Origin of the sequence: Pseudomonas sp. NPDC090233, assembly GCF_044772285.1 — a bacterium.
GTDB lineage: Bacteria > Pseudomonadota > Gammaproteobacteria > Pseudomonadales > Pseudomonadaceae > Aquipseudomonas.
This window is the reverse complement of sequence record NZ_JBIVYQ010000005.1, coordinates 29,811-54,752: the sequence shown is the minus strand read 5'-3', so window position 1 is coordinate 54,752 and position 24,942 is coordinate 29,811. Positions and strand designations below refer to the sequence as shown.

Sequence of the window (24,942 nt, the reverse complement as noted above, 5' to 3'; positions counted from 1 at the left end):
TTTCAATGCCGATGCTTGTGGCGCTCACGCCACGCACGCCACCAGGCACCGCTGAGCACGAAGCGTGGGAAGGTAATGAACTGTTCGGTGAGCAGGCGCTGCATGGCGTCCTTGCGATTGGCGAACGGTTCTGGTTGCTCGGCTTCCAGACGGTGGCCCTGGCGCTGCAGGCCTAAACCTGCGATCAGGGCGATGACGCCGACGGCGATCTGGCCCAGGTCCAGGGCGAACAGGCCTGACAGTATCAGCAGGGCGCCGAGGATGAACAGCGGCACGGCAATCAGGTGCAGCACCAAATTGGTCGGGTGCCGGTGGTTATGGTGGTAGCCGCGCCATTGCCAGGCGGGCAAGTTGGGCAGTCGTTTGCTCATGGGCATGTCCTCGCAGTCATGCCCAAAGCTTAGTGCGGCCCTGTGATCGCAGCCAATCGAGGCTGGCTATGGTGACTATAGCTTGAGCTGGCCAATGGCCGTGTTCAGTTCGCCAGCCAGCGTCGCCAGCTCGCTGCTGGTGGTCGCCGAATCGACCGTCTGCTGCACGGTTTTTTCAGTGACATCGCGAATGCTCACCACCGCCCGGTTCATTTCTTCAGCGACCTGGCTTTGCTGCTCGGCGGCGACAGCGATCTGGGTGTTGCTCTCGCGCATTTGCGCCACCGCGCCGGTGATGTCGGCCAGCGCCGCGCCGGCCTCCTGGGCCTGGCGCACGCAGTCGTCGGCCTTGTACGAGCTTTCCTGCATGAACTCCACCGCATCGCGGGTGCCGGCCTGCAGTTCGGCGACCATGGCGGTGATTTCGTCGGTAGAGGTCTGCACACGTTTGGCCAGGCTGCGCACTTCATCGGCGACCACGGCAAAGCCACGGCCGAGGTCGCCAGCGCGTGCAGCTTCGATGGCGGCATTGAGCGCCAGCAGGTTGGTTTGCTCGGCGATACTGTGAATCACGTTGACCACGCCATTGATCTTCTGGCTGTCTTCGGCCAGCTGGCGGATCATTTCGGCGGTTTGCTGTACGCCGTTGGACAGCCCGGCAATCGAGTCCTGGACTCGGTTGACCACGTCCTTGCCGCTGCCGGCGAGGGTGTCGGCGGTCTGCGACTGGTCGCGGGTGGCGCCGGCATGCTGGGCGATATGGTGCACGGTGGCGGACATCTCATTGATGGCCGTGGCAGCCTGGTCGGTTTCGCTCTGCTGGCCGAGCATGCCATGGCGCACTTCGTTCATGCTCAACGCCAGGCGCGCGGCGCCCGAGTCGAGTTGCGCGGCGGTGCGCGCCACGGTGCTGACCACACGGTGGTAGGTCGACTGCATGGCGTTGAAGGCGCCGGCCATCTGGCCTACCTCGTCACCGCAGGCCAATGGCACGCGGGCCGACAAGTCGCCGGTCTTTTCCACGTGCAGCATGACGTCCTTGAGTGTGTTGAGCTGGCTCAGCAGGAAGCGGATCAGTAGCTGCGAGGCGCAGAGCATCGCCAGCATCAGGACGAGCACACACAGGGCGTAATTCTTGAACCGGTCGAGGAACACCTGGCGCAGGCTGGGCGCCTGGGCCAGGACCGCCACCTGTTGTTCTCCATGGCGTAGAACCTGGGCGCCACGCAGCGGGTTGTCCCCCAAGACCCAGGCCGCCGGCAGGGCGACCCAGCCCTGTGCATCGCGCAGGGCATCAAGGGCCTGGCCGGCATGAGTCGGGGTTTGCCCGGGTTGCCAGGCGATCACGTTGGCCTGGTGCGGCAGGGCCTGCTGGGAGGGCCAGGCAGCCAGCAGCTCGGCCTGGGATTGCGCCTGGGCTTGAGCGGCTTCGGCGCGGGCTTGCTGCTCAAGGTTTACCGCGTAGAGCACCAGCATCAAGGTCGTGACGAAGGCCACCGCGTTGACGGCCCAGAATTTGTACTTCAGGGAGATATTGCTAAGCCAGGCACCCATGGTAGGTCTTCTCTGAGTTGAGCGGAAACATTATTGGCAAGGTGCCATCATTGTGCCCGCTCACGCCAGGGAGGCTTTGATGTGTATCAACAAATGGTTTATGCCGAGCCTGGCTCAGGGAAGCTGAAAGAATGCTCGGGCGGTGGCGGTGGTATGCGCTGCGGTGATTTCAACGCTTTCATTCCGGTGCAAGGCCACCTCGCGCAGTACTTCCGGCAGAAAAGCCGGCTCGTTGCGCCCGTTCTTCGGTTTCGGCCGCAGGCTGCGCGGCAGCAGGTAAGGTGCGTCGCTTTCGAGCATCAGGCGGCCGGTTGGGATATTGCCTACCAGTGGGTGTAGGTGCGTCCCCCGACGCTCATCGCAGATCCAGCCGGTAATGCCGATGTGCAAATCCATGTCCAGGTAGGCGAATAACGCCTCGCGCTCGCCGGTGAAGCAATGCACCACGGCGGCAGGCAGGTGGTCGCGGTAATCCCGCAGAATCGCCAGCAAGCGTTCGCTGGCATCGCGCTCGTGCAGGAACACCGGCAGGCGTAATTCGGCCGCCAGCGCCAACTGGGCTTCCAGCGCTTTCTCCTGAAGCGGGCGAGGGGAGAAGTCACGGTTGAAGTCCAGCCCGCATTCGCCGACGGCGCGTACCCGCGATTCGGCCAGCAACTGGCGCAGTTGTCGCTCGCTGTTGGCGTCCCAGGCCTTGGCGTCGTGCGGGTGCACACCGGCCGTGGAGAACAGGTGCTGGCTGTCGGGGTCGAGCTGTTGGCACAGTTCCAGTGCCTGTTCGCTGACGGCCAGGCTGGTGCCGGTGAGGACCATCTGCACCACGCCGGCTTCGATGGCGCGCTCGACGATGGCGGCGTGCTGGTCGTGGAAACTGCTGTTGGTCAGGTTGACGCCGATATCGATCAGTTGCATGGTGCTACCTCGTGCCGCGGGACGGCCAGCATAGCAAAAAGCGCGATATTCGGAAAAAAACCAAGAACTTCAATCTGTTGCCGTGGTCTTTTACCGTCATTTATCACGAACCATTCGGATACATTTTCGCATGCTGCGATACCTGCTCACCCTGCTGCTGATGCTTGGGCTGATGACTGTCGGCCCCGCCTATGCACGCCTGCCTGGGCCTCAGCAGCACGTACCGGCGAGCAAGACCCGTGATCTGGAACAGATCCGCAGCAGTAAAGTGCTGCGGGTATTGGTCAACCAGAGCCGCAACAGTTCCGGCGAAGTCAAGGGCGAACCGGTTGGCATCGAGTATTACCGGTTGCGAGCGCTTGAGCATTACCTCAATGCGCGCGCGGGTGACGGCCAGCAGGTGCGCATCAAACTCATCCCGCGTGCCAAGGAGCAGCTGTTGGGCGCTTTGCAGCGCGGAGAGGGCGATCTCGCAGCGCCAGGTGAGTTGCTCGACCCAGCATTGGTGGGCGGGGTAAACAGTAGCGCTCCGGTGCTGGATCAGGTGCCGTTGTGGTTGGTCGGGCGCAAGGGCGAGCGCAGTTTTACCCGTGTCGAGCAACTGTCCGGGCGTACCGTCGCGCTGACCAGCGCGAGCGCCGCCGGTGCAGCTATCCAGCAGATCAACCAGCAACTGGCCCTGCGCAAGCGGCCGCCGGTGAAGATCGAATGGGTCGATTCAACCCTGGCGGTGGAGGACGTGCTTGAAATGGTCCAGGCCGGCATCTATCACCTGACCGTGGTGGAGCGCCCGATCGCTCAGCGTTGGGCGCGCGTGATGCCGCGCCTGCGCGTTGACAGCCGTGTGCAACTGGGCCAGCCACAAGCCATGCGCTGGTACGTGCGGCGTGATGCAAGCATGCTGCTGGCGACCGTCGACCGCTTCTTGCAGGGCTACCGTGCGCCGGAGAACCAGGATGCAGCGTTCGAGCGCATCTACCGGCGCCAGTACCGCGTGCACAATCCACTTGCGCAAAAGGACCGTCAGCGCCTGAGCTCGCTGCGTGCGGTGCTGCAAAAGCATGGTGAGGCGCAACAGATCGACTGGCTCAACCTGGCTGCCCTGGCCTTCAAGGAATCGACGCTCAATCCGGCGGCGCGTGGCAGCGGCGGGGCGCACGGCCTGATGCAGATCACCCCTTCGGCTGCCCAGCGGGTAGGGGTGAGCAACACCGCCACGGTCGATGGCAATGTCCAGGCCAGCGCCCGTTATCTGGCGTTGATACGTCGCAAGTTTTTCGCCAGCCCGAAGATCAACGAGCGTGAGCGCATGGCCTTTGTGCTGGCGGCTTACAACCTGGGGCCGGAGCGGGTTCAGGCCATGCGGGCTGAAGCGCGCAAGCGTGGCCTGAATGGCAACCAATGGTTCTTCCAGACCGAGCGTGTGGCCATGGAACAGGTGGGCATGGGGCCGGTCAATTTCGTCAACAGCGTGAACAAATACTTCCTGGCGTTCAACCGTGAACGCACCCGCCTGGAGCGCGTCGCCAAGCGCTGAGAAATCGATTTTATCGATTGTTATGTTGGGTTTTTTGCGATTTTCATATCAATCAGATTGATTATGATGGCGCCCATCCCAACACAACATTTCAGCTTCAAGGAAGTCACGCAATGAACAACGCAATCAGCAAAATCCTCTCCACCCGCGCTGGCCTGGGCCTGAGCGTAATCCGCATCCTGGTCGGCATCATCTTCATGGCGCACGGCGCGCAGAAACTCTTCGGCCTGTTCGGCGGCTACGGCCTGGAAGGCACCGGCCAGTGGATGGAGAGCATCGGCCTGGCGCCGGGCTACTTGATGGCACTGCTGTCTGGTAGCGCCGAGTTCTTCGGTGGCCTGGCCCTGGTGATCGGCCTGCTGGCTCGCCCGGCGGCGCTGGCATTGACCGTTACCCTGGTGGTGGCGATCTTCTCGGTGCACATCGGCAACGGCTTGTTCATGTCCAACAATGGCTATGAGTTCGCCCTGGCCCTGATGGCCGGTACCCTGGCGGTGTTGATCGAAGGTGCGGGCCGCTTCTCCCTGGACCGCCTGATCGCTCGCTGATCCAGGCTACGCCGCAAGCTGCAAGCCCCAAGCTGATCACTTGGGGCTTGCAGCTTGCGGCCAGTAGCTCTAGCATACCGTCTGCGCCGATTTAAACAGCTACTTGCGGGGCGCAGGGCAGCCCAGCCACGGGTTATCCGAAATACCGCTAAAGCGCTGGTTCGGTGACGCCTCCCACCGCTGCCCAGCGGGATTTGCGAGGCGGAGAAAAACTCCATGAGTTGTCCACGTACCAGTGTCTGCTTGAGCCCACTGCCTGCCAGCCAGGCCACCCGCACACCGCGCATCCTGCTCGGTGGTCAGCATCAGCCTACCCTTTTGCGTCACCTCGAAGGCTTGTCGCGCCGCAAAGGCCAGGTCCGCGCCTTTCTCATCCAGTTTGCCGAAACCGCGTGCCGCCTTGAGCAGTTCGGCAACGACCGTTTCGACCTCGCAGTGATCCAGGCGCCTGCTGCGCAAGACGCCGCCGAAGTGATTGGCCAGCTCACCCGAATCGCACGCCAGGGGCTGATTACCCGACGCTGAGGAGCGCGCCGTTGAGCACCAACATCATCACCACTGAAGGCCATGACGCGCTCAAGAAAGAGCTCGACCATCTGTGGCGGGTGTATCGCCCGGAAATTACCCAGAAGGTAGCGTGGGCTGCTTCGCTGGGGGATCGCAGTGAGAATGCCGACTACCAGTACAACAAGAAGCTGCTGCGCGAGATCGACCGTCGGGTCCGTTACCTGCGCAAGCGCCTCGAAGACGTGAAGGTGGTGGCCTATTCGCCGCAGCAGGAGGGCAAAGTGTTCTTCGGTGCCTGGGTCGAGATCGAGAATGATGATGGCGAAACCCTGAAGTTTCGCATCGTTGGCTACGACGAGATCTACGGGCGCAACGACTACATCTCGATCGATTCGCCTATGGCGCGGGCCCTGCTCAAGAAGGAGGAGGGTGATGAAGTGATGGTGCAAACGCCAACAGGCGAGGCGACCTGGTACGTGAACAGCATCACTTATCCGCAGTAAGTGATGCTGCCCCTTACGCGTTAGCCCTCCCGCAGCACTGCCAACGGGCTGGCATTGAGCGCCCGCCGCGTTCCCAGCACACCGGCCCCGCCAACCAGTAGCGCACCCACCAGCGGCAGCACCAGCAGCCAGGGGTGCGGACTCCACTGCAGGTCGAACGCGTAGCGATACAGCACCAGGGTTATCAGTTCACAGCCCAGTGCGGCCAGGGCGCCACTGGCCGCGCCCAGCAGGCCGAACTCGATACGCCGCGCTTTCACCAGCAGCGGCCGTGCCGCGCCGAGCGCACGCAGCAAGGCACCTTGACGAATGCGCTCATCCAGCGTTGCCTGCAGGCCCGCGAACAACACCGCCAGCCCTGCCGCCAAGACGAACAACAGCACATATTCGACCGCCAGAGTGACCTGGGCGAGGATGCTGCGCAGCTGTTCCAGCAAGGCATCGACCTGCAGAATGGTCACCGCCGGGAATGCCCGCGACAGGGCCACCACATCCAGGTCGTGACCCGGCGCCAGGTAGAAGCTGGTCAGATAGGTGGTTGGCAAGCCCTGAAGCGTTCCAGGTTGAAAAATCATGTAGAAGTTCGGCTGGAAGCTGTCCCAGTGCACGCTGCGCAGGCTGCTGACCCGCGCCTGGCGTTGCTCACCGCCGATGTCGAAGGTCAGCAGGTCGCCCAGTTGCACCTTCAGGCTGGTGGCCAGTTCGGCCTCGACCGAAACGCTGGGGATTTCATCGCCGGTCGGTAGCGTCTGCCACCAGTTACCTGCTGTCAGGGCATTGCCGGATGGCAGTTCGGCGGCCCAGGTCAGGCTGAGGTCGCGTTGCACCGCGCGCTCACCGGCGGAGTCCTTGCTGACGAGCTGTTGCACCGGTTGCTCGTTGATTTGGATCAGCCGGCCGGGCGTTACCGGATACAGGGGAGCCGAGGCGGCATTCACCTCGCGCAGGCGCTGGGCGAACGGTTCGCGATCGTCGGGCAGAATATTCAGCGCAAAATGGTTCGGCGCGTCCTTGGGCAACTGGGCCTGCCAATTGTCGAGCAGTTCCGCGCGCAGCAGGGCGACTAGCGCCATGGCCAGCAGGATCAGGCCGAAGGCCAGGGCCTGGCCGGCGGCCGCCATGGGATGACGTAGCAACTGGCCAAGGCCAAGGCGCCAGGTGAGCGGTGCGCCTGCCAGTAACCGCCGCAGGCTGCGTAGTCCAAGGAGCAGCAGGCCGCCCAGTACCAACGCGGCGATCAACCCGCCGCCGAGCAGGGCGAAGGTCAGCAGCAGATCCAGGCTCAGGCGCCACATGATCAGGCCCAGCGCGAGCAGGGCGGCGCCATACGTCAGCCAACTGCTCGGTGGCACCGGCAGCAGGTCGCGGCGCAGCACGCGTAACGGCGGCACCTGGCCGAGGGCGGCGAGCGGGGGGAGGGCGAAGCCAGCTAGGGCGACCAGGCCAGTGGCAATGCCGGCCAGTGCCGGCACGATCCCACCGGGAGGCACCACGCTAGGCAGCAGCCCATGCAGCAGCCGGAACAGTCCTAGTTGCGCCAGCCAACCGAGCAAGGCGCCTGCAATCGCGGCAACCAGGCCGAGCATCGCCAGCTGCAAGCAGTACAGGCCCAGAGCCTGGTGGCGCGACAGGCCCAGGCAGCGCAGCAGGGCGCTGGCGTCCAGGCGGCGTGCGGCATAGCGGCTGGCCGACAGGGCTACGGCGACGCCTGCCAGCAGCACCGCCACCAGGCTGGCCATGTTCAGGTAACGCTCGGCCTTGCCCAGGGCGCCGCCGATCTGCCGGTTGCCATCGCGGGTGTCGAGCAAGCGCTGATTGGCCGCAAGGTTCTTTTCCAACCCCTCACGGTACTGTGCCAGCGCTTGCGCCTCACCGCGCCACAGGTCGCGATAGCTGACCCGGCTGCCGGGCTGGATAACGCCCGTTGCCTGCAGGTCGGCCAGGTTCATCATCACCCGTGGCGTCAGGCTGTAGAAATTGTTGGCGCGGTCCGGCTCGTAGGTCAGCACGCGGCTCATGCGCAGGGTCTTCATGCCAACGTCGATGCTGTCGCCGATGCTCAGGCCGAGGGCGGCCAACAGGCGTGGCTCGACCCAGGCCTCGCCAGGCGCCGGGCCGCCACCCACTGTTTCCTCGGCATACGGTGCGGCCGCACTGCGCACCTGGCCGCGCAGCGGGTAGGCGGTGTCGGCGGCCTTGATGCTAGACAGCTGGATGCCGGCGTCCCCACCCACCACGCTGGTGAACTCGACAATCTGGGCGTGACGCAACCCGAGCGCCTGGCCGGCGCTGATCTGTTCTTCGCGCGCAGGTGCGCTACCTTGCAGGACCAGATCGGCGCCGAGGAACTCACTGGCGCGCAATTGCATCGCACCGTTGAGGCGGGCGCCGAAGTAGCCGATTGCGGTGCTGGCGGCGACGGCCACCAGCAAGGCGAAGAACAGCACGCGCACTTCACTGGCGCGGATGTCGCGCAGCAGTTGGCGCAAGGCCAGGCCGCACAGGCGAGAGAGCGGCATGCGGGTCATCTAGGCCTCCACCGGCGCCACCAGGTGGCCGGCCTCCAGGCGGATCAGGCGCCGGCAGCGGCGCGCCAGGCGTTCGTCATGGGTGACCAGCACCAGCGTGGTGCCGCGTTCCTTGTTCAGCTCGAACAGCAGGTCGCTGATGCGCTCACCCGTGTGGCTGTCGAGGTTGCCGGTAGGTTCGTCGGCAAACAGTACTGCTGGCTGCGCGGCGAAGGCGCGGGCGATCGCTACCCGTTGTTGTTCGCCTCCGGACAGCTGGCGCGGGGTATGGGTGAGGCGTTTGCCCAGACCGACCCGCTCGAGCAGGGTACGGGCTTGTTCACGGGCATCGCGGCGGCCATCCAGTTCCAGTGGCAGCATGACGTTTTCCAGTGCATTAAGGCTGTCGAGCAACTGGAAGGACTGGAACACGAAACCAACATGCTCGGCACGCACCCGGGCGCGCTGGTCCTCGTCAAGCGGACCCAGGTCGTGTCCGGCGAGAATTACTTTGCCTGCACTAGGGCGATCAAGGCCGGCCAGCAGCCCGAGCAGCGTCGACTTGCCCGAGCCGGAGGCGCCGACGATGGCGAGGCTGTCGCCCTGGTCGAGGTCGAGGGAGAGCGCGTGGAGGATGGTCAGATCACCTTCCGCACTCGGGACCACTTTGCTAAGGTGCTGCGCAACGAGAATGCTGGGGCCCATGGAGAATCCAATGCGAGTGTGGTGGTTGAGTGCCGGTCTGGCCCTGTATTGCCTGGGCCAGAGCGCGGCGGCGGGAACACTGCTGGTGGTTGGCGATAGTATCAGCGCCGGATTTGGCCTGGATACCCGCCAGGGGTGGGTCTCTCTGTTGCAGACCCGGCTCAAGGACGAAGGTTTCGATGATCAGGTGGTCAATGCCTCGATCAGCGGCGACACCAGCGCAGGGGGCCAGGCGCGGCTCCCGGCGCTGCTTGCAGCGCATAAGCCGAACCTTGTAGTGCTGGAGCTTGGCGGCAACGACGGCCTGCGTGGGCAGCCGCCAGAGCAATTGCAACAAAATCTTGCTTCGATGATCGAGCGATCGCGCCAGGCGGGTGCCAAGGTGCTGCTGCTGGGGATGCGCCTGCCACCTAATTATGGGGTGCGGTACACCCGCGCCTTCGCCCAGGTGTATGAACAGTTGGCGACGGACGAAAAGGTGCCATTGGTGCCGTTTTTCCTGGAAGGCGTTGGCGGTGTGCCGGAGATGATGCAGGCCGATGGTATCCATCCGGCGCAGGGCGCCCAGCAGCGTTTGCTGGAAAATGCCTGGCCGGCGATAAAACCCTTGCTCTGATGCTTTAAACGGGGCCGGCTTTCGGCTAATGTTGCGCCCCCCGTTTCGAGAGCCCCCGATGCCGCGCCCTGCCTGGTCCTTGCATGCCTACCAATTGATCGAGCCCGATGAGCAGCTCGACCTGTTCGCTTGCCAGGAAATCCGCGTCCACCTGGTCGCCCGTCAACTCGAATTGGGCGTGCCGGTCGATCGTACCCTGTGCGGAGGCCTGTTGCCGGCGCAACCTCGCTGGTCCGGCGTGCAGCGCGCGATCTACCGTGATGGCCGCCTGTGCGACCTGTGCCGGGCGATTCTCGATGCGCAGCGGCGCGGCATGCGGCCGGTCTGGCCTGAGCTGTGAAGGCGGCTTTCGCTCATGAACTCCGGGCGCCTTTCATCATCTGAAACGCATGCAGGCTGCCAATCCCTCCCGCTTGGCTTGGGGCGGGTGTACAATCGATCCTCTTGACCCACCTTTCGAAGGATTTACCGGATGTTGCCGCGCTTTCCTGCCGTCACCCGTTGCCTGACCCTGGCCGGCCTGCTGGTCGCTGGCCCCGTCGTCGCCCTGGAGCTGCCGCTGCCGCCGCCCGGTGAAGATGTCGTTGGCCAGGTGCAGGTGATCAAGGCCAAGTACGAGGACACCTTTGCCGACATCGGCACCGCCAATGACCTCGGCTACCTGGAAATGATCGCCGCCAACCCGGGTGTCGACCCCTGGCTCCCAGGCGCCGGTACCGAGATCATTCTACCGACCCGCTACGTGCTGCCGCCGGGGCCGCGTGAAGGTATCGTCATCAACCTGGCCGAATACCGCCTGTACTACTTCCCGAAAGGGCAGAACGTGGTGCACACCTTCCCGCTGGGCATCGGTCGTGAAGGCTGGGGCTCGCCCATCGCCAATACCAAGATCACCGCCAAGACCCCGAACCCGACCTGGACGCCACCGGCCTCGATCCGTGCCGAGCATGCCGCCGACGGCGACATCCTGCCTACCGTGGTACCGGCTGGCCCGGACAACCCGCTGGGGCCGTTCAAGTTCACCCTCGGCGTACCGGGTTACCTGATCCACGGTTCGAACAAGAAGTTCGGCATTGGCATGCGCACCAGCCATGGTTGCTTCCGCATGCTCAACAACAATGTGCTGGAACTGTCGAAGATGGTTCCCGTGGGTACGCCGGTGCGGATCATCAACGAGCCGTACAAGTTCGGTATCAGTGCCGGCAAGGTTTATCTCGAGGCGCACACGCCGCTGGATGACAATGGCAACCCATCAGTGGTCGACAAGCACACCGCCGTAATCAACGCGCTGCTCAAGCGCGAAGACCTGGCCAACAACCTGCGCATGAACTGGGACATGGTGCGTGATGTGGTCGCCGCTGAAGATGGCATGCCGGTGGAGATTGCCGTGCCTGTCGATAACCAGGGTGGTGCGCCCATGGTGTCGAGCATCCCGCCAGAACTGCAGTAAGCGTTCGACTAGTACGTACGAGGCCTGCCCAGGTTTACCCCTGGCGCAGGCTTTTTCATGTGTGCGGGTTCCTTTTGTCGGGGCAATAAAAAAGCCGATCCACAAGTGGATCGGCTTCTTAACAATCCGTGAGGATTATTTGCGGCTGGCTTTGTCCAGCATACGCAGAGCGCGCTCGTTGGCTTCGTCAGCGGTCTGCTGAGCCTTCTGAGCAGCTGCCAGTGCGTCGTCAGCCTTACGGTAGGCTTCGTCAGCACGAGCTTGAGCGCGAGCTGCTGCGTCTTCAGTCGCAGTCAGACGAGCTTCGGTTTCTTTGGATACGCTGCTGCAACCGGTAGCCAGAACTGCGGCCAGAGCCAGAGCAGAGAATTTCAGAACGTTGTTCATCGTGTTCCCCTTCAAGGACTTTCTATTAAATAGCCATCTCTCAGGAAAGAGAAACTGGCCGGCGTACATAGTACCCATTACTTGTAGTAAGTAAACTGACTGAGCGCAAGAACTGCAAAAAAAAAGTCGGGATAGGGGTAGCCGACGAGATTTGTAGGGGAATTGTGAAAGCGTTGTGTAGGAAGCGCAAGCGACTGTAGTTCGGGAACTTTTTGTTGAACTAACGGTGACTTTAACTGTCCTTCAGCGTCTTAAGCCCAAGAACATCCGGCTGTTGTTGTGGGGCAGGCAGGGCAAGGTATTCACCCTGATTTCCGCTATTTTTTAACCGCAACCACCTTGAGCAATCCTGCTTGGCGCGCCTACTATTTGAGATGCCCAGCCCGGCAGAACCATTGCAATCGGCCCGCGGTCCAAGGGGCAAGAGGTGGCGTAGAGGTTCCTCCGCCGGATAAATCACCATCGGTTAAGGTAAAGGTCTGCCGAAAGACCTGCGAGGAGTAGTGATGAGTGAAGCGCTGACCATCCACCATGACCAGGCTGGTCATCAGTTCGAGACCAATGTGGACGGTCATCGTGCCTATTTGACCTATATGGACCTGGGCAAGCAGACGCTGGATATTTATCGCACCTTCGTGCCCAACGCCCTGCGTGGCCGCGGGATTGCTGCAGCGCTGACCGAAAAGGCGCTGGAGTATGCCGACCAGATGGGTTACACGGTGATTCCTTCCTGCTCGTATGTAGAACGCTACATGGAGCGTCAGCAGCGCCATTCGAGCAAGGCTTGAGCGCTCTCAACAGCTGAACATCCAAAAACGCCGGGCATTGCCCGGCGTTTTATTTTCTGTGCAAAGTTCAGCCGCGCTGGCGCTTGGGCAGCACGTCCTTGAGTTTGGCGTGCATGCTGCGCAGGGTTTTCTCGGTCGCGGCCCAGTCGATGCAGGCGTCGGTGACCGAAACGCCATACTGCAGTTCGTCCAGGTTTTTCGGAATCGACTGAGCGCCCCAGTTCAGGTGGCTTTCGACCATCAGGCCGATAATCGACTGGTTGCCTTCGAGGATCTGGTTGGCGACGTTCTCCATCACCAGCGGTTGCAGGGCCGGGTCCTTGTTGGAGTTGGCGTGGCTGCAGTCGACCATGATATTGGCTTTGATCTTGGCCTTGTTCAGGTCCTGTTCGCACAAGGCGACGCTGACCGAATCGTAGTTAGGCTTGCCGTTGCCGCCGCGCAGCACCACGTGGCCGTACGGGTTGCCCTTGGTGGTGACGATCGACACGCCGCCTTCCTGGTTGATGCCGAGGAAGCGGTGCGGCTTGGACACCGACTGCAGGGCGTTGATGGCCACGGTCAAGCCGCCATCGGTGCCGTTCTTGAAGCCGACCGCCGAGGACAGGCCCGAGGCCATTTCCCGGTGAGTTTGGGATTCGGTGGTGCGCGCACCGATCGCCGACCAGCTGATCAGGTCCTGCAGGTACTGCGGGGAGATCGGGTCGAGTGCTTCGGTGGCAGTTGGCAGGCCTTTTTCAGCCAGGTCCAGCAGCAGTTGGCGGCCGATGTGCAGGCCGTCCTGAATCTTGAACGAGTCATCCAGGTACGGGTCGTTGATCAGGCCTTTCCAGCCGACCGTAGTGCGCGGTTTCTCGAAGTACACGCGCATCACCAGGTAAAGCGTATCGGATACTTCCTCGGCCAGCACTTTAAGGCGCTCGGCGTATTCGTGGGCAGCCTTGATGTCGTGGATGGAGCAGGGGCCGACCACGACGAACAGGCGATGGTCCTTGCCGTCGAGAATATTGCGCACCACTTCGCGGCCGGCAGTCACGGTCTGCAGGGCTTTGGCGCTGAGGGGGATCTCCTTCTTGAGCTGATCGGGGGTGATCAAGGTCTCGTTGGAGGCAACGTTAAGGTCGTCGATCGGTAAATCAGCCATCGTGTTACTCGTCAGGTCACGGTGCCGGCCGCCAGCAATCCCCGTGCGGCCCAGCAGCAGAATGTTCGCAGCGGGGAGCCGAACCTTAGCGCGTTACTGGGGTTGCGACAATGGGCTAAGCCGTGCCAGCGCAGGGTTTTTCCCTGCTGTAGCAGGGCTGCGCCGCAATTGGGGTGCGCTGAACGCTTTAAACGGTGTAAAAAAGCACACCGACATTTTTCAGGAGATCCGCATGGACCCTCGCAAACCGCGCATCGGTATCATCGGCAGTGGTGCCATTGGAGGCTTCTATGGGCTGATGCTGGCGCGCGCCGGTTTCGATGTGCATTTTCTCCTGCGCAGCGAATACGCGGTGGTCCGCGAGCAAGGCTTGAAGCTGGAAAGCGCGGTGCACGGCACCCTGCAGATGCCGGTTCAGGCCTATTCGAGCGCTGCCGACATGCCGTCCTGCGATTGGCTGCTGGTAGGTGCCAAGGCCACCAGCAATGCCGAGCTGGCGCCGCTGATCGTCCAGGCGGCAGCGCCTGATGCCAAGGTGGTGCTTTTGCAGAATGGCCTGGGCGTAGAAGATCAACTGCGGCCGGCATTGCCCGGCAGCCTTCATTTGCTCGGCGGCTTGTGCTTCATCTGCGTCAACCGTCTGAGCCCTGGTGTGATCCGTCACCAGGCGCTGGGCGCGGTCAATCTGGGTTATCACAGCGGGCCGGCCAGCGATGGCGGCGCTGCGATTGTCGAGGAGGGTGCAGAGCTGCTGCGCGCCGCAGGTGTCGATTCCCAGGCCATGGACAACCTCGGCCAGGCCCGTTGGCAGAAGCTGGTGTGGAACGTGCCCTACAACGGCCTTTCGGTGTTGCTGGCCGCCAGTACCACGCCGTTGATGGCTGACGCCGACACCCGCGAGCTTATCCAGGCACTCATGGCCGAAGTGGTGCAGGGCGCTGCGGCCTGTGGCCACGCGCTGCCTGCGGGCTATGCCGAACACTTGTTCCGCGTTACCGAGCAGATGCCCGACTACTGGCCAAGCATGTATCACGACCATGCCGAGCAGCGTCCGCTGGAATTGCACGCCATCTATGCCGAGCCGTTGGCCCGGGCACGTGCGGCGGGTTGTACGCTGCCACGCATGCAGATGCTCTACCAGAGCCTGGCCTTCATCGATCGCGCCAACCGCGCCGGCTGAAACCTCTGCAGCCCGCAGCATCAGTGCGCCAGACGGCCAAGCGAGGCTGTGGCGCGCTGCTAAGCTGAAGCTTGCTCTGCCGCAACGGCAGTCGAGGAGGTCGAATGATTCGCTCCATGCTGTACGCCACCGACCTCGGTGTCTATGCCCCTTTTGTCATGCAGCATGCGCTGGCCCTGGCGCGTACTTTCGACGCAGAGCTGTATGTGATTCACGCGGTGGAGCCTATGGGGCAGTTCGCCGAATCCCTCCTGCAAAGCTACCTCGACGAACAGACGCTGGATGAGTTGCACAGCGAGGGCGTCAACACGGTGATGGCCAACATCGAACAGCGCGTGCTGGAGAACTTTCGCGAGGAGTTGGGCGAGGATGCGGACCTTGCAGTAATCAAGGCGGTACGGGTGCGCCAGGGCGATCCGGCCCAGGTCATCCTGGAGCAGGCGCAGCGGTTGAGCGTCGACTTGCTGATCTTCGGCAGCCACAGCGCCGGTGCCGGGGTGGATGTACCCATTGGCCGAACCGCAGTGCGCCTGCTGCAATTGTCACCCGTGCCGGTGTACATGGTGCCGCTCTCGCAGCATCTCGGTCGTAGGAAAACGTGAAGCTGGCAATGGGCTATAACGGGGCGGCGTGTAACAAAATAGTTCTAGTTTTATTTCGTTAACCACTAATATAGTTATATCTCGTCGCTGCCTGCTGCCGCTGACTTACCGCTGATTCGAGGGAAACCTATGAAGCTTCAACAACTGCGCTACATCTGGGAAGTGGCGCACCACGACCTCAACGTCTCCGCGACGGCGCAAAGTCTATATACCTCTCAGCCGGGGATCAGCAAGCAGATCCGCCTGCTCGAGGATGAACTGGGCGTTGAAGTTTTTGCCCGCAGCGGCAAGCACCTGACCCGCGTCACTCCGGCGGGTGAGCGCATCATCAATACCGCTGGCGAGATCCTGCGCAAGGTCGAGAGCATCAAGCAGATCGCCCAGGAATTCTCCAACGAGAAAAAGGGCACGCTGTCCATCGCCACCACCCACACCCAGGCGCGCTATGCGCTGCCGCCGGTGATCAGCAGCTTCATCAAGCAGTACCCCGAAGTGGCCCTGCACATGCACCAAGGTTCGCCCATGCAGATCGCCGAAATGGCCGCCGATGGCACCGTCGATTTCGCCATCGCCACCGAGGCCCTGGAGCTGTTCGGCGACCTGATCATGATGCCGTGCTACAAGTGGAATCGCTGCGTGGTGGTGCCGCAGGGGCACCCGCTGGCCAAGCTGCCGAAGTTGACCCTTGAGGCGGTCGCCGAATACCCGATCGTCACTTACGTGTTTGGTTTCACCGGCCGTTCCAAGCTGGATGAAGCCTTCAATCACCGCGGCCTGACGCCGAAGGTGGTATTCACCGCCGCCGACGCCGACGTGATCAAGACTTACGTGCGTCTGGGCCTGGGTGTGGGCATCGTGGCCGGCATGGCGGTCGATGCCAAGCTCGACAGCGACCTGGTGGCCCTGGATGCCAGCGAGCTGTTCGAGGCCAGCATCACCAAGATCGGCTTCCGCCGCGGCACCTTCCTGCGCGGCTTCATGTGCGACTTCATCGAGAAGTTCGCTCCACACCTGACCCGTGAAGTGATGGCCAAAGCCATCCAGTGCCATAACAAGCAGGAGCTCGAAGAGCTGTTCGCAGGCGTCGAGCTGCCGGTGCACTGAGTGCGGCAGGTATGAAAAAAACCGGCCTTCGGGCCGGTTTTCTTTGCCTGCGAATCAGGCCTTGCTGATCAGGTTGCCGGCATGCAGCCCGCATTCTTTCTGGGTCGATTCTTCCCACCACCAGCGGCCTTCGCGCTCGTGCTGGTTTGGCAGCACCGGGCGGGTGCATGGCTCGCAGCCGATGCTGATGAAACCGCGCTCGTGCAGGCTGTTGAACGGCAGTTCGAGCATGCGGATATAGCCCCAGACTTCCGCGCTGGTCATCTGCGCCAGCGGGTTGAACTTGTACAGCGTGTGCTCGGGCGTTGAGAAGGCGCCGTCGAGCTCCAGGGCGGCAACCTGGCTACGCGTGCCGGGACTCTGGTCACGACGCTGTCCGGTGGCCCAGGCGCTGACGGTGGCGAGTTTGCGACGCAGCGGCTCGATCTTGCGGATACCGCAGCACTCACCGTGACCGTCTTTGTAGAAGCTGAACAGGCCCTTTTCCTTGACGAATGGGTCGAGCTTGGCGCGGTCTGGGCTGAGAATCTCGATCGGCAGGTTGTACTGCTCGCGGACCTGGTCGATGAAACGGTAGGTCTCGGGGTGCAGGCGGCCGGTGTCGAGGCTGAAGACCTTGACCTGCTTGTTCAGCTTCCAGGCCATGTCGACCAGCACCACGTCCTCGGCGCCGCTGAAGGAAATCCACAGATCGTCACCGAAGTGCTCGAAGGCAAGCTTGAGGATGTCCTGCGGGGACTTGCTGGCGTAGGTCGCGGCCAGGGCGGCGACGTCGAAGGGTTGGCTCATCAGGCGGTTTCCATCTTGGCTGTGGCGCTGTGCGCTCGTAATGAGGTGATGGTAACAAAAAATGGCAGGGTAGACGCCGTCTCAGAGGCGCTGCAGTGTTTCCATCAACATCCGCACCTTGGCGATCGACTCCTCAAATTCCGACTCCCAGTCGGAGTCCGCCACCACTGCGCCACCGCCCCAGCAACTGGCCTGGCCATCCTTGATCAGCAGGCTGCGGATGGCGATGGAGCTGTCCATTTCGCCGCGTACGTCGATGTACAGCAGCGAGCCGCAATACAGGGCGCGGCGGCTGGGCTCCAGTTCGTCGATGATCTGCATGGCGCGGATCTTCGGCGCGCCGGTGATCGAACCCCCCGGGAAGCTGTCGCCAATCAGGTCCAGGGCGTCCTTGTCATTGGCCAGTTGCCCGGTGATGCTGCTGACCAGGTGGTGGACGTTGGGGTAGCTTTCCAGGCTGAACAGTTCGGGCACTTTGACCGAGCCGATCTGGCAAGTACGGCCCAGGTCGTTGCGCAGCAGGTCGACGATCATAAGGTTTTCCGAACGGTCCTTGGCGCTGTGGCGCAGTTCCTCGGCATTGCGTGCGTCGATGGCCGGGTCGGCCGAGCGCGGGCGCGTGCCCTTGATCGGGCGAGTCTCCACCTGGCCCTGGCTGACGCGGACGAAGCGTTCAGGCGAGAAGCTCAGCAGGGCACTGCCATCGGCCAGTTGCTGGTAGCCGGAGAAAGGTGTCGGGCAGGCTTCGCGCAGGGCCTGGTAGGCACGCCAGGGATCGCCCTGGCAGGGCGCGCGGAAGCGTTGGGTCAGGTTGATCTGGTAGCAGTCGCCGGCCTGGATATAGCGCTGCACCTGGTCGAACGCAGCTTGATACTGCTCGGGCCGCAGGTCGCCTTGCATCGCGGCGAGCAGCTTGAAATCGCCACTTGCCGAGCCGTCAGGGGCCTCGAACAGGGCGATCAGGCGTTCGCGCTCAGCGGTTTCCAGGCTTGGGTGCAAGACCAGCTGGCTGGTGCGTAGCTGATGGTCGGTCACCAGCGCCCAGGCATACAACCCAAGTTGGGCATCGGGCAGGCCGAGGTCGTCGACGGACAGGCTGGGCAGGTGCTCCAGGCGCCGACCAAAGTCGTAGCTCAAGTAGCCGATCAAGCCGCCGGCGAACGGCAGTTCGATGCCATCAGGCAACTGTGCGGAGCCCAGTTGTTCCAGTCCGTCACGCAGACGCTGCAGGAATGCCCGACCTTTTTCTTCAGGCTGGGCTTGCAGCTGTTGCAGCGGCCACGCGCTGAGCAGGTCGAAGCGGCCACGCTCGGCACCGGGGCGGGCGCTGTCAAGCAGGATCGCACCGGGCGCCTGGCGCAGGCGGGCGAAGTAGGTGGCGGGGTCGGGCTGGTAGGGCAGGGTGTGAAGCGTACAGGTCGGCATCAGTGTGGACGGCGATGTAAAAGCGAGGAGGGCGATTGTAGACCTGTGTAGGAAAGGCGACCAGCTTTGTGACGACCTGGAAACATCGTGTTCGCCCAATTCGCGGGGCAAGCCCCACAGAGATCCATGCGGACGCTGTGGGAGCGGGCTTGCCCCGCGAATGAGGCTCAGCGCGGATGCACGTGGCCGAACAAGCTCTGTGCCACCTTCACACGCTGCTCCGCATCCTCGGTCACACCGTCCTTGGCCAGCGCCTCGATGTGCGCCTCGATGGCGTGGGTGCGCTGAGTCAGCCCGGTGTCGTTGGCGATCTGGATGTTCAGGCCCGGGCGGGCATTGAGTTCGAGAATCAATGGCCCCTTGTCCTGGTCCAGCACCATGTCGACGCCGATGTAGCCCAGGCCGCACAACTCATAGCAGCCGGCCGCGAGCTTCATGAAACCGTCCCAGTTCGGCAGTTGCACGCCGTCCACCGCATTGGTGGTGTCCGGGTGCTTGCTGATGATGTTGTTCAGCCAGGTGCCGCGCAGGGTCACGCCGGTGGCCAGGTCCACACCCACGCCGATGGCGCCCTGGTGCAGGTTGGCCTTGCCGCCGGACTGGCGGGTCGGTAGGCGCAGCATGGCCATCACCGGGTAGCCCATCAGCACGATGATGCGGATGTCCGGCACGCCTTCGTAGCTGATGCTCTTGAAGATCTGGTCAGGCGTCACCCGGTACTCGATCAGCGCGCGGTCGCGGTGCCCACCCAGCGAATACAGGCCGGTGAGGATGCTCGAGACCTGGTGCTCGATTTCTTCGTGGCTGATGATCTTGCCCGAGACCGTGCGATAGCGGTCTTCGAAACGGTCGGCGATGACCAGGATGCCGTCACCGCCGGCACCCTGGGCCGGCTTGATGACGAAGTCGTTGCGCCCGCCGATGATCTCGTGAAGCTTTTCGATCTGCTTCTCGGTCTCGATGATGCCGTACATCTCCGGCACGTGAATGCCGGCGGCGAGTGCGCGTTCCTTGGTGATGATCTTGTCGTCGACGATCGGGTACAGGTTGCGCTTGTTGTACTTCAGCACATAGTCCGCGTTGCGCCGGTTGATCCCCATGATGCCCCGGGCCTCCAGGGCTTTCCACGTCTTGATCAGGCCAAACATCAGGCGTCAGCCTTCTTCAGGAATGCTTTGAAGCGCACCAGCTCGGTCAGGCGGTAGCCGCGGTAGCGACCCATCGCCAGCATGAAGCCGACCAGAATCAGCAGCACCGCCGGGAAGGTGAAGACGAAGTACACCAGCTCCGGCACCATCATCAGCAGGTGCGCCAGCGACGCGGCGAACAACGTGCCGATCGCCACTTTCATGGCATGGCCACCGCCACGCTCTTCCCAGGTGATGGAAAGGCGTTCGATGGTCATGGTCAGGATCACCATCGGGAACAGCGCCACCGACAGGCCGCGCTCCAGGCCCAGCTTGTGGCTGAACAGGCTGATGGCGGCAATCAACACCACGACGAAGGTCAGCACCACCGACAGGCGCGGCAGCATCTGCAGCTTCAGGTGCTCCAGGTACGAGCGTAGCGACAGGCCCAGCGCGGTGATCACCGTGAACAGCACAATGCCGAAGCCCAGCTGGGTTTCGCGGAAGGCCAGGGCGATCAGTACCGGGGTGAAGGTACCCAGGGTCTGGATGCCGATCAGGTTGCGCAGCACCAGGATCACCAGCACACCGATCGGGATCATCACCATGATCATGAAGGTTTGTTGGGTCTGCAGTGGCAGGCCGTACAGCGAGTATTCGAGGAAGTCGGCGTCGGTATTCTCGTCGGTCAGCTTGGCCAGGCGGATGGCGTTCATCTCGCTGTTGTTCATGCTGAAGGTGACGTTGGCTTTCTTGCCGCCATCGACGGTGATCAGGTTGTCGTCACCGGTCCACCACAGCAGGCGGTCGTTGGGCAGGCCCTGCTCGCCGGTATCCGGGTTGAAGTACAGCCAGTCGTTGCCGTTGAAGCTGCGCAGCCACAGCTCCGGCGTTTGCGGGGTGTCGGCCACCAGGCGGATGGTGTGGACCTTTTCCATCGGCACGTGGGCGATCGACAGCAGCAGGTCGATGACCTGGGCTTTCTTCATCGACGAGGTGTCGCCGGCCAGCAGCAGCTTGACGTTGTCGTCGTTGAGGTTGTTGACCCGCTTGATGGTCTCGCTGACGAAGGTCTCGACGTCGGCCGAATGCTGGCGAATAGGTGCCATCAAGGCTTCGGCGGCGATCTTCTCGGGGCCTTCGACCGCCAGGCTGTCACGGAAGGTCGGGCCTTTGATCGCGGTTTTTTCGTTGCTGTAGCGCTTGGTCAGCACCAGGCGGTAGTACAGCGTCTGGTTGCCGCTGGCGCGACGGGCCGACCAGGTCACCTTGCGGTTGCCGTCGGCGCGGTTGACGCTGACCCCATAGTTATTGGAGATGAAGCTCTCGTTGAGGCTGACGAAGTCGCGGTTCAACGGCGGCACGAACATCTGGATCTTGACCGGGTCCTTGGTGCTGGCGACGAACTCGACCTTGGCGTCGATGTTCCAAAGGTCGTCGGTTTCATCCTCGGTCACCGGGATGCCGAGGGCGAAGATCTGATAAGCGGTGACCGCCACGCCCAGCAACACCAGGACGGTGATCAGGACTTTCAGATGGAGGGTAAGAGAGCGCATCGGGATTACTCTGCTTTGGGAGCGTCGGTGGCACAGGCAGGTTTGCCGGCCGCGTATTTAAGGCTTGGGTCGACCAGCGCGTCGAAGTGCTTGAGCGCCTCGGAACCGATCAGCAGCGGGAACTGGAACGCGCTGCGGTCGGTAAGGTTGACTTCGATGGTGCGCAGGGCCTGGCCCATGCAGATTTCGAGTTCGATGACCGGGCGGGCGGTGTAGGCCTTGCCCGATTCGGCATCATAGTCGCCTGCGCGACGCTTGATCTTGCTGACCCGCGCCAGCGGGCGCTCGATCGGGTGCGAATGGGCGGCGTCGATGGCCAGGTAGAAGCGCACCCAGCTTTCGCCATTGCGCTTGAACCGCTTGATGTCGCGGGCGCTGAGCGAGGCGGTCTTGGCGCCGGTGTCGAGTTTGGCGGCCACTTCAAGGTCGAGGTCGCCAAGCTTGGCGTATTCATTGAGACCGTACACGGTCTTGCCCGCCGCTTGGCCAAGGGCCGGCAGCAGGGTAAGGCAAAGCAACAAAAAAACGGGTGTAAGTCTCATAGTCCTGGCGCGGTGCTGTGCAAGGTTCGGGGCAAGGCGACTGGCAGGTACTGCGCAAGCTTCCTCGGTTTTCTGTCAACAACATGAAGCGATGACAGATACGCTATCCATACTCCGTTGGAGGCGCGGCATTCTATCACGCCGATGTCTTGACGCCAGCGCATCGCGATCAGACAGCGTGCCGACCGGGTAAGTTCGTTCTTAGACGATTGTCGACAATGTTCATTTTGTCTTTGACTGGAATGCCTTGATTCGCTAGTTTCTGTACAGTTGATTAGCAAGGTGTCGACAATATGCTGGATATCAGCACCCCCACCCCAGCGGTGTCAGATGATACGGAAACATTGTCCGAGCATGTTTTCCGGCGCATCCAGGCGGCGATCGTCAAGGGTGAAATCGCCCCCGGCAGCAAGATCTCCGAGCCGGAGTTGGCGCGCACCTACGGCATCAGTCGTGGCCCGTTGCGTGAGGCCATCCATCGCCTGGAAGGCCAGCGCCTGCTGGTGCGGGTGCCGCATGTCGGCGCGCGGGTGGTGTCGCTCAACCATGCCGAGCTGATCGAACTGTACGAAATTCGCGAATCCCTGGAAGGCATGGCCTGCCGCCTGGCCGCCGAGCGCATGAGCCAGGCCGACATCGACGAGCTGCGCCGGGTGCTCAACACCCATGAGCGCGACGCTGCATTCCAGGCTGGGCTGGGTTATTACCAGCAGGAAGGCGACTACGACTTCCATTACCGGATCATCCAGGGCAGCGGCAACCAGACCCTGGTCAAGATGCTCTGCGGTGAGCTGTACCAACTGGTGCGCATGTACCGCATCCAGTTCTCCGCCACGCCCAACCGCCCTCGCCAGGCGTTTGCCGAGCATCACCGCATTCTCGATGCCATCGCCGAGCGTGACGGCGAACTGGCCGAACTCCTGATGCGCCGCCACATCGGCGCGTCCAAGCGCAACATCGAGCGTCACTACCTGGACGCCAACAACAATAGCCTTCGAGGTGAGAAATGACTGTCAAGAGCACCCCTGGTCAGCGCTTTCGCGACGCCGTTGCCGCCGAACATCCCCTGCAGGTAGTCGGTGCGATCAACGCCAACCATGCGCTGCTGGCCAAGCGCGCCGGCTTCAAGGCCATCTACCTGTCCGGTGGTGGTGTCGCCGCGGGCTCGCTGGGCCTGCCGGACCTGGGCATTACCGGCCTGGATGACGTGCTGACCGACGTGCGCCGCATCACCGACGTCTGCGACCTGCCGCTGCTGGTGGATGTCGACACCGGCTTCGGCGCCTCGGCCTTCAACGTGGCGCGTACCGTGCGCTCGATGAGCAAGTTCGGCGCCGCCGCCATCCACATCGAGGACCAGGTCGGCGCCAAGCGCTGCGGGCACCGGCCGAACAAGGAGATCGTCTCGCAGCAGGAGATGGTCGACCGCATCAAGGCCGCCGTGGATGCCCGCCTTGATGACAGCTTCGTGATCATGGCGCGCACCGATGCCCTGGCGGTGGAAGGCCTGAACGCCGCCCTGGACCGCGCCGCCGCCTGCATCGAGGCCGGTGCCGACATGATTTTCCCGGAAGCCATCACCGAATTGCAGATGTACAAGACCTTTGCCGACCGGGTAAAGGCGCCGATCCTGGCCAATATCACCGAGTTCGGCGCCACGCCGCTGTACACCACCGAAGAGCTCGCGGCGGTCGACGTGTCACTGGTGCTCTACCCGCTGTCGGCCTTCCGCGCCATGAACAAGGCGGCCGAAAATGTCTACACCGCGCTGCGTCGTGACGGTACGCAGAAGAACGTGATCGACACCATGCAGACCCGCATGGAGCTCTACGATGCCATCGGTTATCACGCGTTCGAGCAGAGCCTCGACGCGCTGTTTGCGCAGAAGAAAGGCTAACCGCGCGCCACCAGAATCAGCCTGAAGCTTTCCATAACAAATTCAAGAAAGGAGAAACACCATGGCCGAAGCAAAAGTACTCAGTGGCGCTGGCCTGCGTGGCCAGGTGGCCGGCCAGACCACACTGTCGACCGTCGGCCAGGCCGGTGCCGGCCTGACCTACCGGGGCTATGACGTGCGCGACCTGGCGGCCGGCGCCGAATTCGAAGAAGTCGCCTACCTGCTGCTGTATGGCGAGCTGCCGAGCAAAACCGAGCTGGCCGACTACAAGCGCAAGCTCAAGGGCCTGCGCGACCTGCCGCAGGCGCTGAAAGAAGTGCTGGAGCGCATCCCGCGCGACGCCCACCCGATGGATGTGATGCGCACCGGCTGTTCGGTGCTCGGCACTCTGGAGCCGGAGTTGACCTTCGAGGCCCAGCGCGACAAGACCGACCGCCTGCTGGCGCTGTTCCCGGCGGTGATGTGCTACTGGTACCGTTTCACCCATCATGGCGTGCGCATCGACTGCAGCACCGACGAAGACACCCTGGGCGGTCATTTCCTGCACCTGCTGCACGGCAAAAAGCCGAGCGAGCTGCACGTCAAGGTGATGAACGTATCCTTGATCCTTTACGCCGAGCACGAATTCAACGCCTCGACCTTCACCGCCCGGGTGTGCGCCTCGACCCTGTCCGACCTGTATTCCTGCGTCACCGCCGCCATAGGCTCGCTGCGCGGCCCGCTGCACGGTGGTGCCAACGAGGCGGCCATGGAACTGATCGAACGCTTCCAGAGCCCGCAGGAAGCCACTGCCGAGCTGCTGCGCATGCTCGAACGCAAGGACAAGATCATGGGCTTTGGCCATGCCATCTACAAAGAGTCCGACCCGCGCAACGAGGTGATCAAGGGCTGGGCCAAGCAGCTTGCGGACGAAGTGGGTGACAAGGTCCTGTACCCGGTTTCCGAAGCCATCGACAAGACCATGTGGGAGCAAAAGCGTCTGTTCCCCAATGCCGACTTCTACCATGCCTCGGCGTATCACTTCATGGGCATCCCGACCAAGCTGTTCACCCCGATCTTCGTCTGCTCGCGCCTGACCGGCTGGGCCGCCCACGTGTTCGAACAGCGTGCCAACAACCGCATCATCCGCCCAAGCGCCGAGTATGTCGGCGTCGAACAGCGTCAGTTCGTGCCGATCGCACAGCGCTGAAA

The 24,942-nt window shown here is 62.7% G+C and carries 26 protein-coding genes; 14 read left to right on the top strand and 12 right to left on the bottom strand.

The genetic code is table 11. From position 1 onward, the window contains the following. Positions 1-2: 2 nt before the first annotated feature. The 3 genes from ACIQUF_RS14790 to ACIQUF_RS14780 form a co-directional block, all read right to left on the bottom strand. Positions 3-371 (bottom strand): Mpo1-like protein, encoded by a 369-nt coding sequence (locus ACIQUF_RS14790; protein WP_403132630.1) that lies wholly within the window; start codon positions 369-371, stop codon positions 3-5. A 75-nt stretch (positions 372-446) separates the two neighbouring features. Further along, on the bottom strand, positions 447-1,925 hold the full coding sequence (locus tag ACIQUF_RS14785) for a methyl-accepting chemotaxis protein (RefSeq protein WP_403132628.1): 1,479 nt from the start codon (positions 1,923-1,925) through the stop codon (positions 447-449). Positions 1,926-2,039: 114 nt separating this feature from the next. Continuing rightward, positions 2,040-2,837, bottom strand: coding sequence for a TatD family hydrolase (locus ACIQUF_RS14780; RefSeq protein WP_403132626.1), 798 nt, complete (start codon positions 2,835-2,837; stop codon positions 2,040-2,042). 130 nt (positions 2,838-2,967) lie between these two features. On the opposite strand from ACIQUF_RS14780, the gene ACIQUF_RS14775 reads away from it, so the two are divergent. From ACIQUF_RS14775 to greB, 4 genes are all read left to right on the top strand, one after another. Beyond that, positions 2,968-4,374, top strand: a complete 1,407-nt coding sequence (locus ACIQUF_RS14775) for a transglycosylase SLT domain-containing protein (protein WP_403132624.1) — start codon at positions 2,968-2,970, stop codon at positions 4,372-4,374. A 113-nt stretch (positions 4,375-4,487) separates the two neighbouring features. Beyond that, the gene (locus tag ACIQUF_RS14770; RefSeq protein ID WP_403132621.1) at positions 4,488-4,922 is read left to right on the top strand and encodes a DoxX family protein; all 435 of its coding nucleotides are present in this window, start codon (positions 4,488-4,490) and stop codon (positions 4,920-4,922) included. A 216-nt stretch (positions 4,923-5,138) separates the two neighbouring features. After that, on the top strand, positions 5,139-5,447 hold the full coding sequence (locus tag ACIQUF_RS14765) for a hypothetical protein (protein WP_403132620.1): 309 nt from the start codon (positions 5,139-5,141) through the stop codon (positions 5,445-5,447). Positions 5,448-5,458: 11 nt separating this feature from the next. Continuing rightward, positions 5,459-5,932, top strand: a complete 474-nt coding sequence (gene greB, locus ACIQUF_RS14760; RefSeq protein ID WP_403132618.1) for a transcription elongation factor GreB — start codon at positions 5,459-5,461, stop codon at positions 5,930-5,932. A 20-nt stretch (positions 5,933-5,952) separates the two neighbouring features. On the opposite strand, the gene ACIQUF_RS14755 is transcribed toward greB, so the two are convergent. Beyond that, positions 5,953-8,460, bottom strand: a complete 2,508-nt coding sequence (locus tag ACIQUF_RS14755; protein ID WP_403132615.1) for an ABC transporter permease — start codon at positions 8,458-8,460, stop codon at positions 5,953-5,955. Next, positions 8,461-9,144: an ABC transporter ATP-binding protein gene (locus ACIQUF_RS14750; RefSeq protein WP_403132612.1), complete on the bottom strand. Its 684-nt coding sequence runs from the start codon at positions 9,142-9,144 to the stop codon at positions 8,461-8,463. It abuts the gene before it with no gap. Positions 9,145-9,154: 10 nt separating this feature from the next. Between ACIQUF_RS14750 and ACIQUF_RS14745 the strand changes: the two genes are divergently transcribed. The 3 genes from ACIQUF_RS14745 (at position 9,155) to ACIQUF_RS14735 (ending at position 11,210) form a co-directional block, all read left to right on the top strand. Further along, the gene (locus ACIQUF_RS14745) at positions 9,155-9,760 is read left to right on the top strand and encodes an arylesterase (protein WP_403132611.1); all 606 of its coding nucleotides are present in this window, start codon (positions 9,155-9,157) and stop codon (positions 9,758-9,760) included. Between the two features lie 58 nt (positions 9,761-9,818). After that, positions 9,819-10,100, top strand: coding sequence for a hypothetical protein (locus tag ACIQUF_RS14740; protein ID WP_403132609.1), 282 nt, complete (start codon positions 9,819-9,821; stop codon positions 10,098-10,100). Between the two features lie 132 nt (positions 10,101-10,232). Then, positions 10,233-11,210, top strand: coding sequence for a L,D-transpeptidase family protein (locus ACIQUF_RS14735; RefSeq protein ID WP_403132607.1), 978 nt, complete (start codon positions 10,233-10,235; stop codon positions 11,208-11,210). Positions 11,211-11,345: 135 nt separating this feature from the next. Here the strand turns inward: ACIQUF_RS14735 and oprI are convergent, their stop codons facing one another. Further along, entirely contained in the window at positions 11,346-11,597 is a 252-nt protein-coding gene (gene oprI / locus ACIQUF_RS14730; protein ID WP_003259780.1) for an outer membrane lipoprotei OprI, read from the bottom strand. A 506-nt stretch (positions 11,598-12,103) separates the two neighbouring features. Here oprI and ACIQUF_RS14725 point away from each other — a divergent pair. After that, positions 12,104-12,385, top strand: coding sequence for a GNAT family N-acetyltransferase (locus ACIQUF_RS14725; protein ID WP_008095521.1), 282 nt, complete (start codon positions 12,104-12,106; stop codon positions 12,383-12,385). Between the two features lie 67 nt (positions 12,386-12,452). Here the strand turns inward: ACIQUF_RS14725 and ACIQUF_RS14720 are convergent, their stop codons facing one another. Continuing rightward, complete coding sequence (locus tag ACIQUF_RS14720; RefSeq protein ID WP_403132604.1) at positions 12,453-13,529, bottom strand: 3-deoxy-7-phosphoheptulonate synthase; 1,077 nt, start codon at positions 13,527-13,529, stop codon at positions 12,453-12,455. A gap of 232 nt (positions 13,530-13,761) precedes the next feature. Between ACIQUF_RS14720 and ACIQUF_RS14715 the strand changes: the two genes are divergently transcribed. From ACIQUF_RS14715 to cysB, 3 genes are all read left to right on the top strand, one after another. Continuing rightward, on the top strand, positions 13,762-14,709 hold the full coding sequence (locus tag ACIQUF_RS14715) for a putative 2-dehydropantoate 2-reductase (protein ID WP_403132602.1): 948 nt from the start codon (positions 13,762-13,764) through the stop codon (positions 14,707-14,709). A 104-nt stretch (positions 14,710-14,813) separates the two neighbouring features. Next, a complete protein-coding gene (locus ACIQUF_RS14710; protein ID WP_400799620.1) occupies positions 14,814-15,311 on the top strand; it encodes a universal stress protein in 498 nt (165 codons plus the stop codon). Between the two features lie 129 nt (positions 15,312-15,440). Further along, on the top strand, positions 15,441-16,415 hold the full coding sequence (cysB, locus tag ACIQUF_RS14705) for an HTH-type transcriptional regulator CysB (protein WP_400799623.1): 975 nt from the start codon (positions 15,441-15,443) through the stop codon (positions 16,413-16,415). Positions 16,416-16,469: 54 nt separating this feature from the next. Here cysB and ACIQUF_RS14700 read toward each other — a convergent pair whose 3' ends face one another. The 5 genes from ACIQUF_RS14700 to ACIQUF_RS14680 all read right to left on the bottom strand — a co-directional run bounded on the left by ACIQUF_RS14700 (position 16,470) and on the right by ACIQUF_RS14680 (position 21,854). Continuing rightward, complete coding sequence (locus ACIQUF_RS14700; protein ID WP_403132597.1) at positions 16,470-17,204, bottom strand: phosphoadenylyl-sulfate reductase; 735 nt, start codon at positions 17,202-17,204, stop codon at positions 16,470-16,472. A gap of 81 nt (positions 17,205-17,285) precedes the next feature. After that, positions 17,286-18,629, bottom strand: a complete 1,344-nt coding sequence (gene pabB, locus ACIQUF_RS14695; RefSeq protein WP_403132594.1) for an aminodeoxychorismate synthase component I — start codon at positions 18,627-18,629, stop codon at positions 17,286-17,288. Positions 18,630-18,796: 167 nt separating this feature from the next. Further along, positions 18,797-19,777 (bottom strand): alpha-L-glutamate ligase-like protein, encoded by a 981-nt coding sequence (locus tag ACIQUF_RS14690; RefSeq protein ID WP_400799631.1) that lies wholly within the window; start codon positions 19,775-19,777, stop codon positions 18,797-18,799. Continuing rightward, complete coding sequence (locus ACIQUF_RS14685; RefSeq protein ID WP_403132592.1) at positions 19,777-21,312, bottom strand: inactive transglutaminase family protein; 1,536 nt, start codon at positions 21,310-21,312, stop codon at positions 19,777-19,779. Before ACIQUF_RS14685 ends, ACIQUF_RS14690 begins: the two co-directional genes overlap by 1 nt. 5 nt (positions 21,313-21,317) lie before the next feature. Beyond that, the gene (locus ACIQUF_RS14680; protein ID WP_403132590.1) at positions 21,318-21,854 is read right to left on the bottom strand and encodes an ATP-dependent zinc protease; all 537 of its coding nucleotides are present in this window, start codon (positions 21,852-21,854) and stop codon (positions 21,318-21,320) included. 293 nt (positions 21,855-22,147) lie between these two features. Between ACIQUF_RS14680 and ACIQUF_RS14675 the strand changes: the two genes are divergently transcribed. The 3 genes from ACIQUF_RS14675 to prpC all read left to right on the top strand — a co-directional run bounded on the left by ACIQUF_RS14675 (position 22,148) and on the right by prpC (position 24,940). Further along, positions 22,148-22,864 (top strand): GntR family transcriptional regulator, encoded by a 717-nt coding sequence (locus ACIQUF_RS14675; protein ID WP_403132587.1) that lies wholly within the window; start codon positions 22,148-22,150, stop codon positions 22,862-22,864. Beyond that, a complete protein-coding gene (gene prpB, locus ACIQUF_RS14670) occupies positions 22,861-23,751 on the top strand; it encodes a methylisocitrate lyase (RefSeq protein WP_403132585.1) in 891 nt (296 codons plus the stop codon). The genes ACIQUF_RS14675 and prpB overlap by 4 nt, the downstream gene beginning before the upstream one ends. A gap of 61 nt (positions 23,752-23,812) precedes the next feature. After that, entirely contained in the window at positions 23,813-24,940 is a 1,128-nt protein-coding gene (gene prpC, locus ACIQUF_RS14665; RefSeq protein ID WP_403132582.1) for a 2-methylcitrate synthase, read from the top strand. Positions 24,941-24,942: the final 2 nt, after the last annotated feature.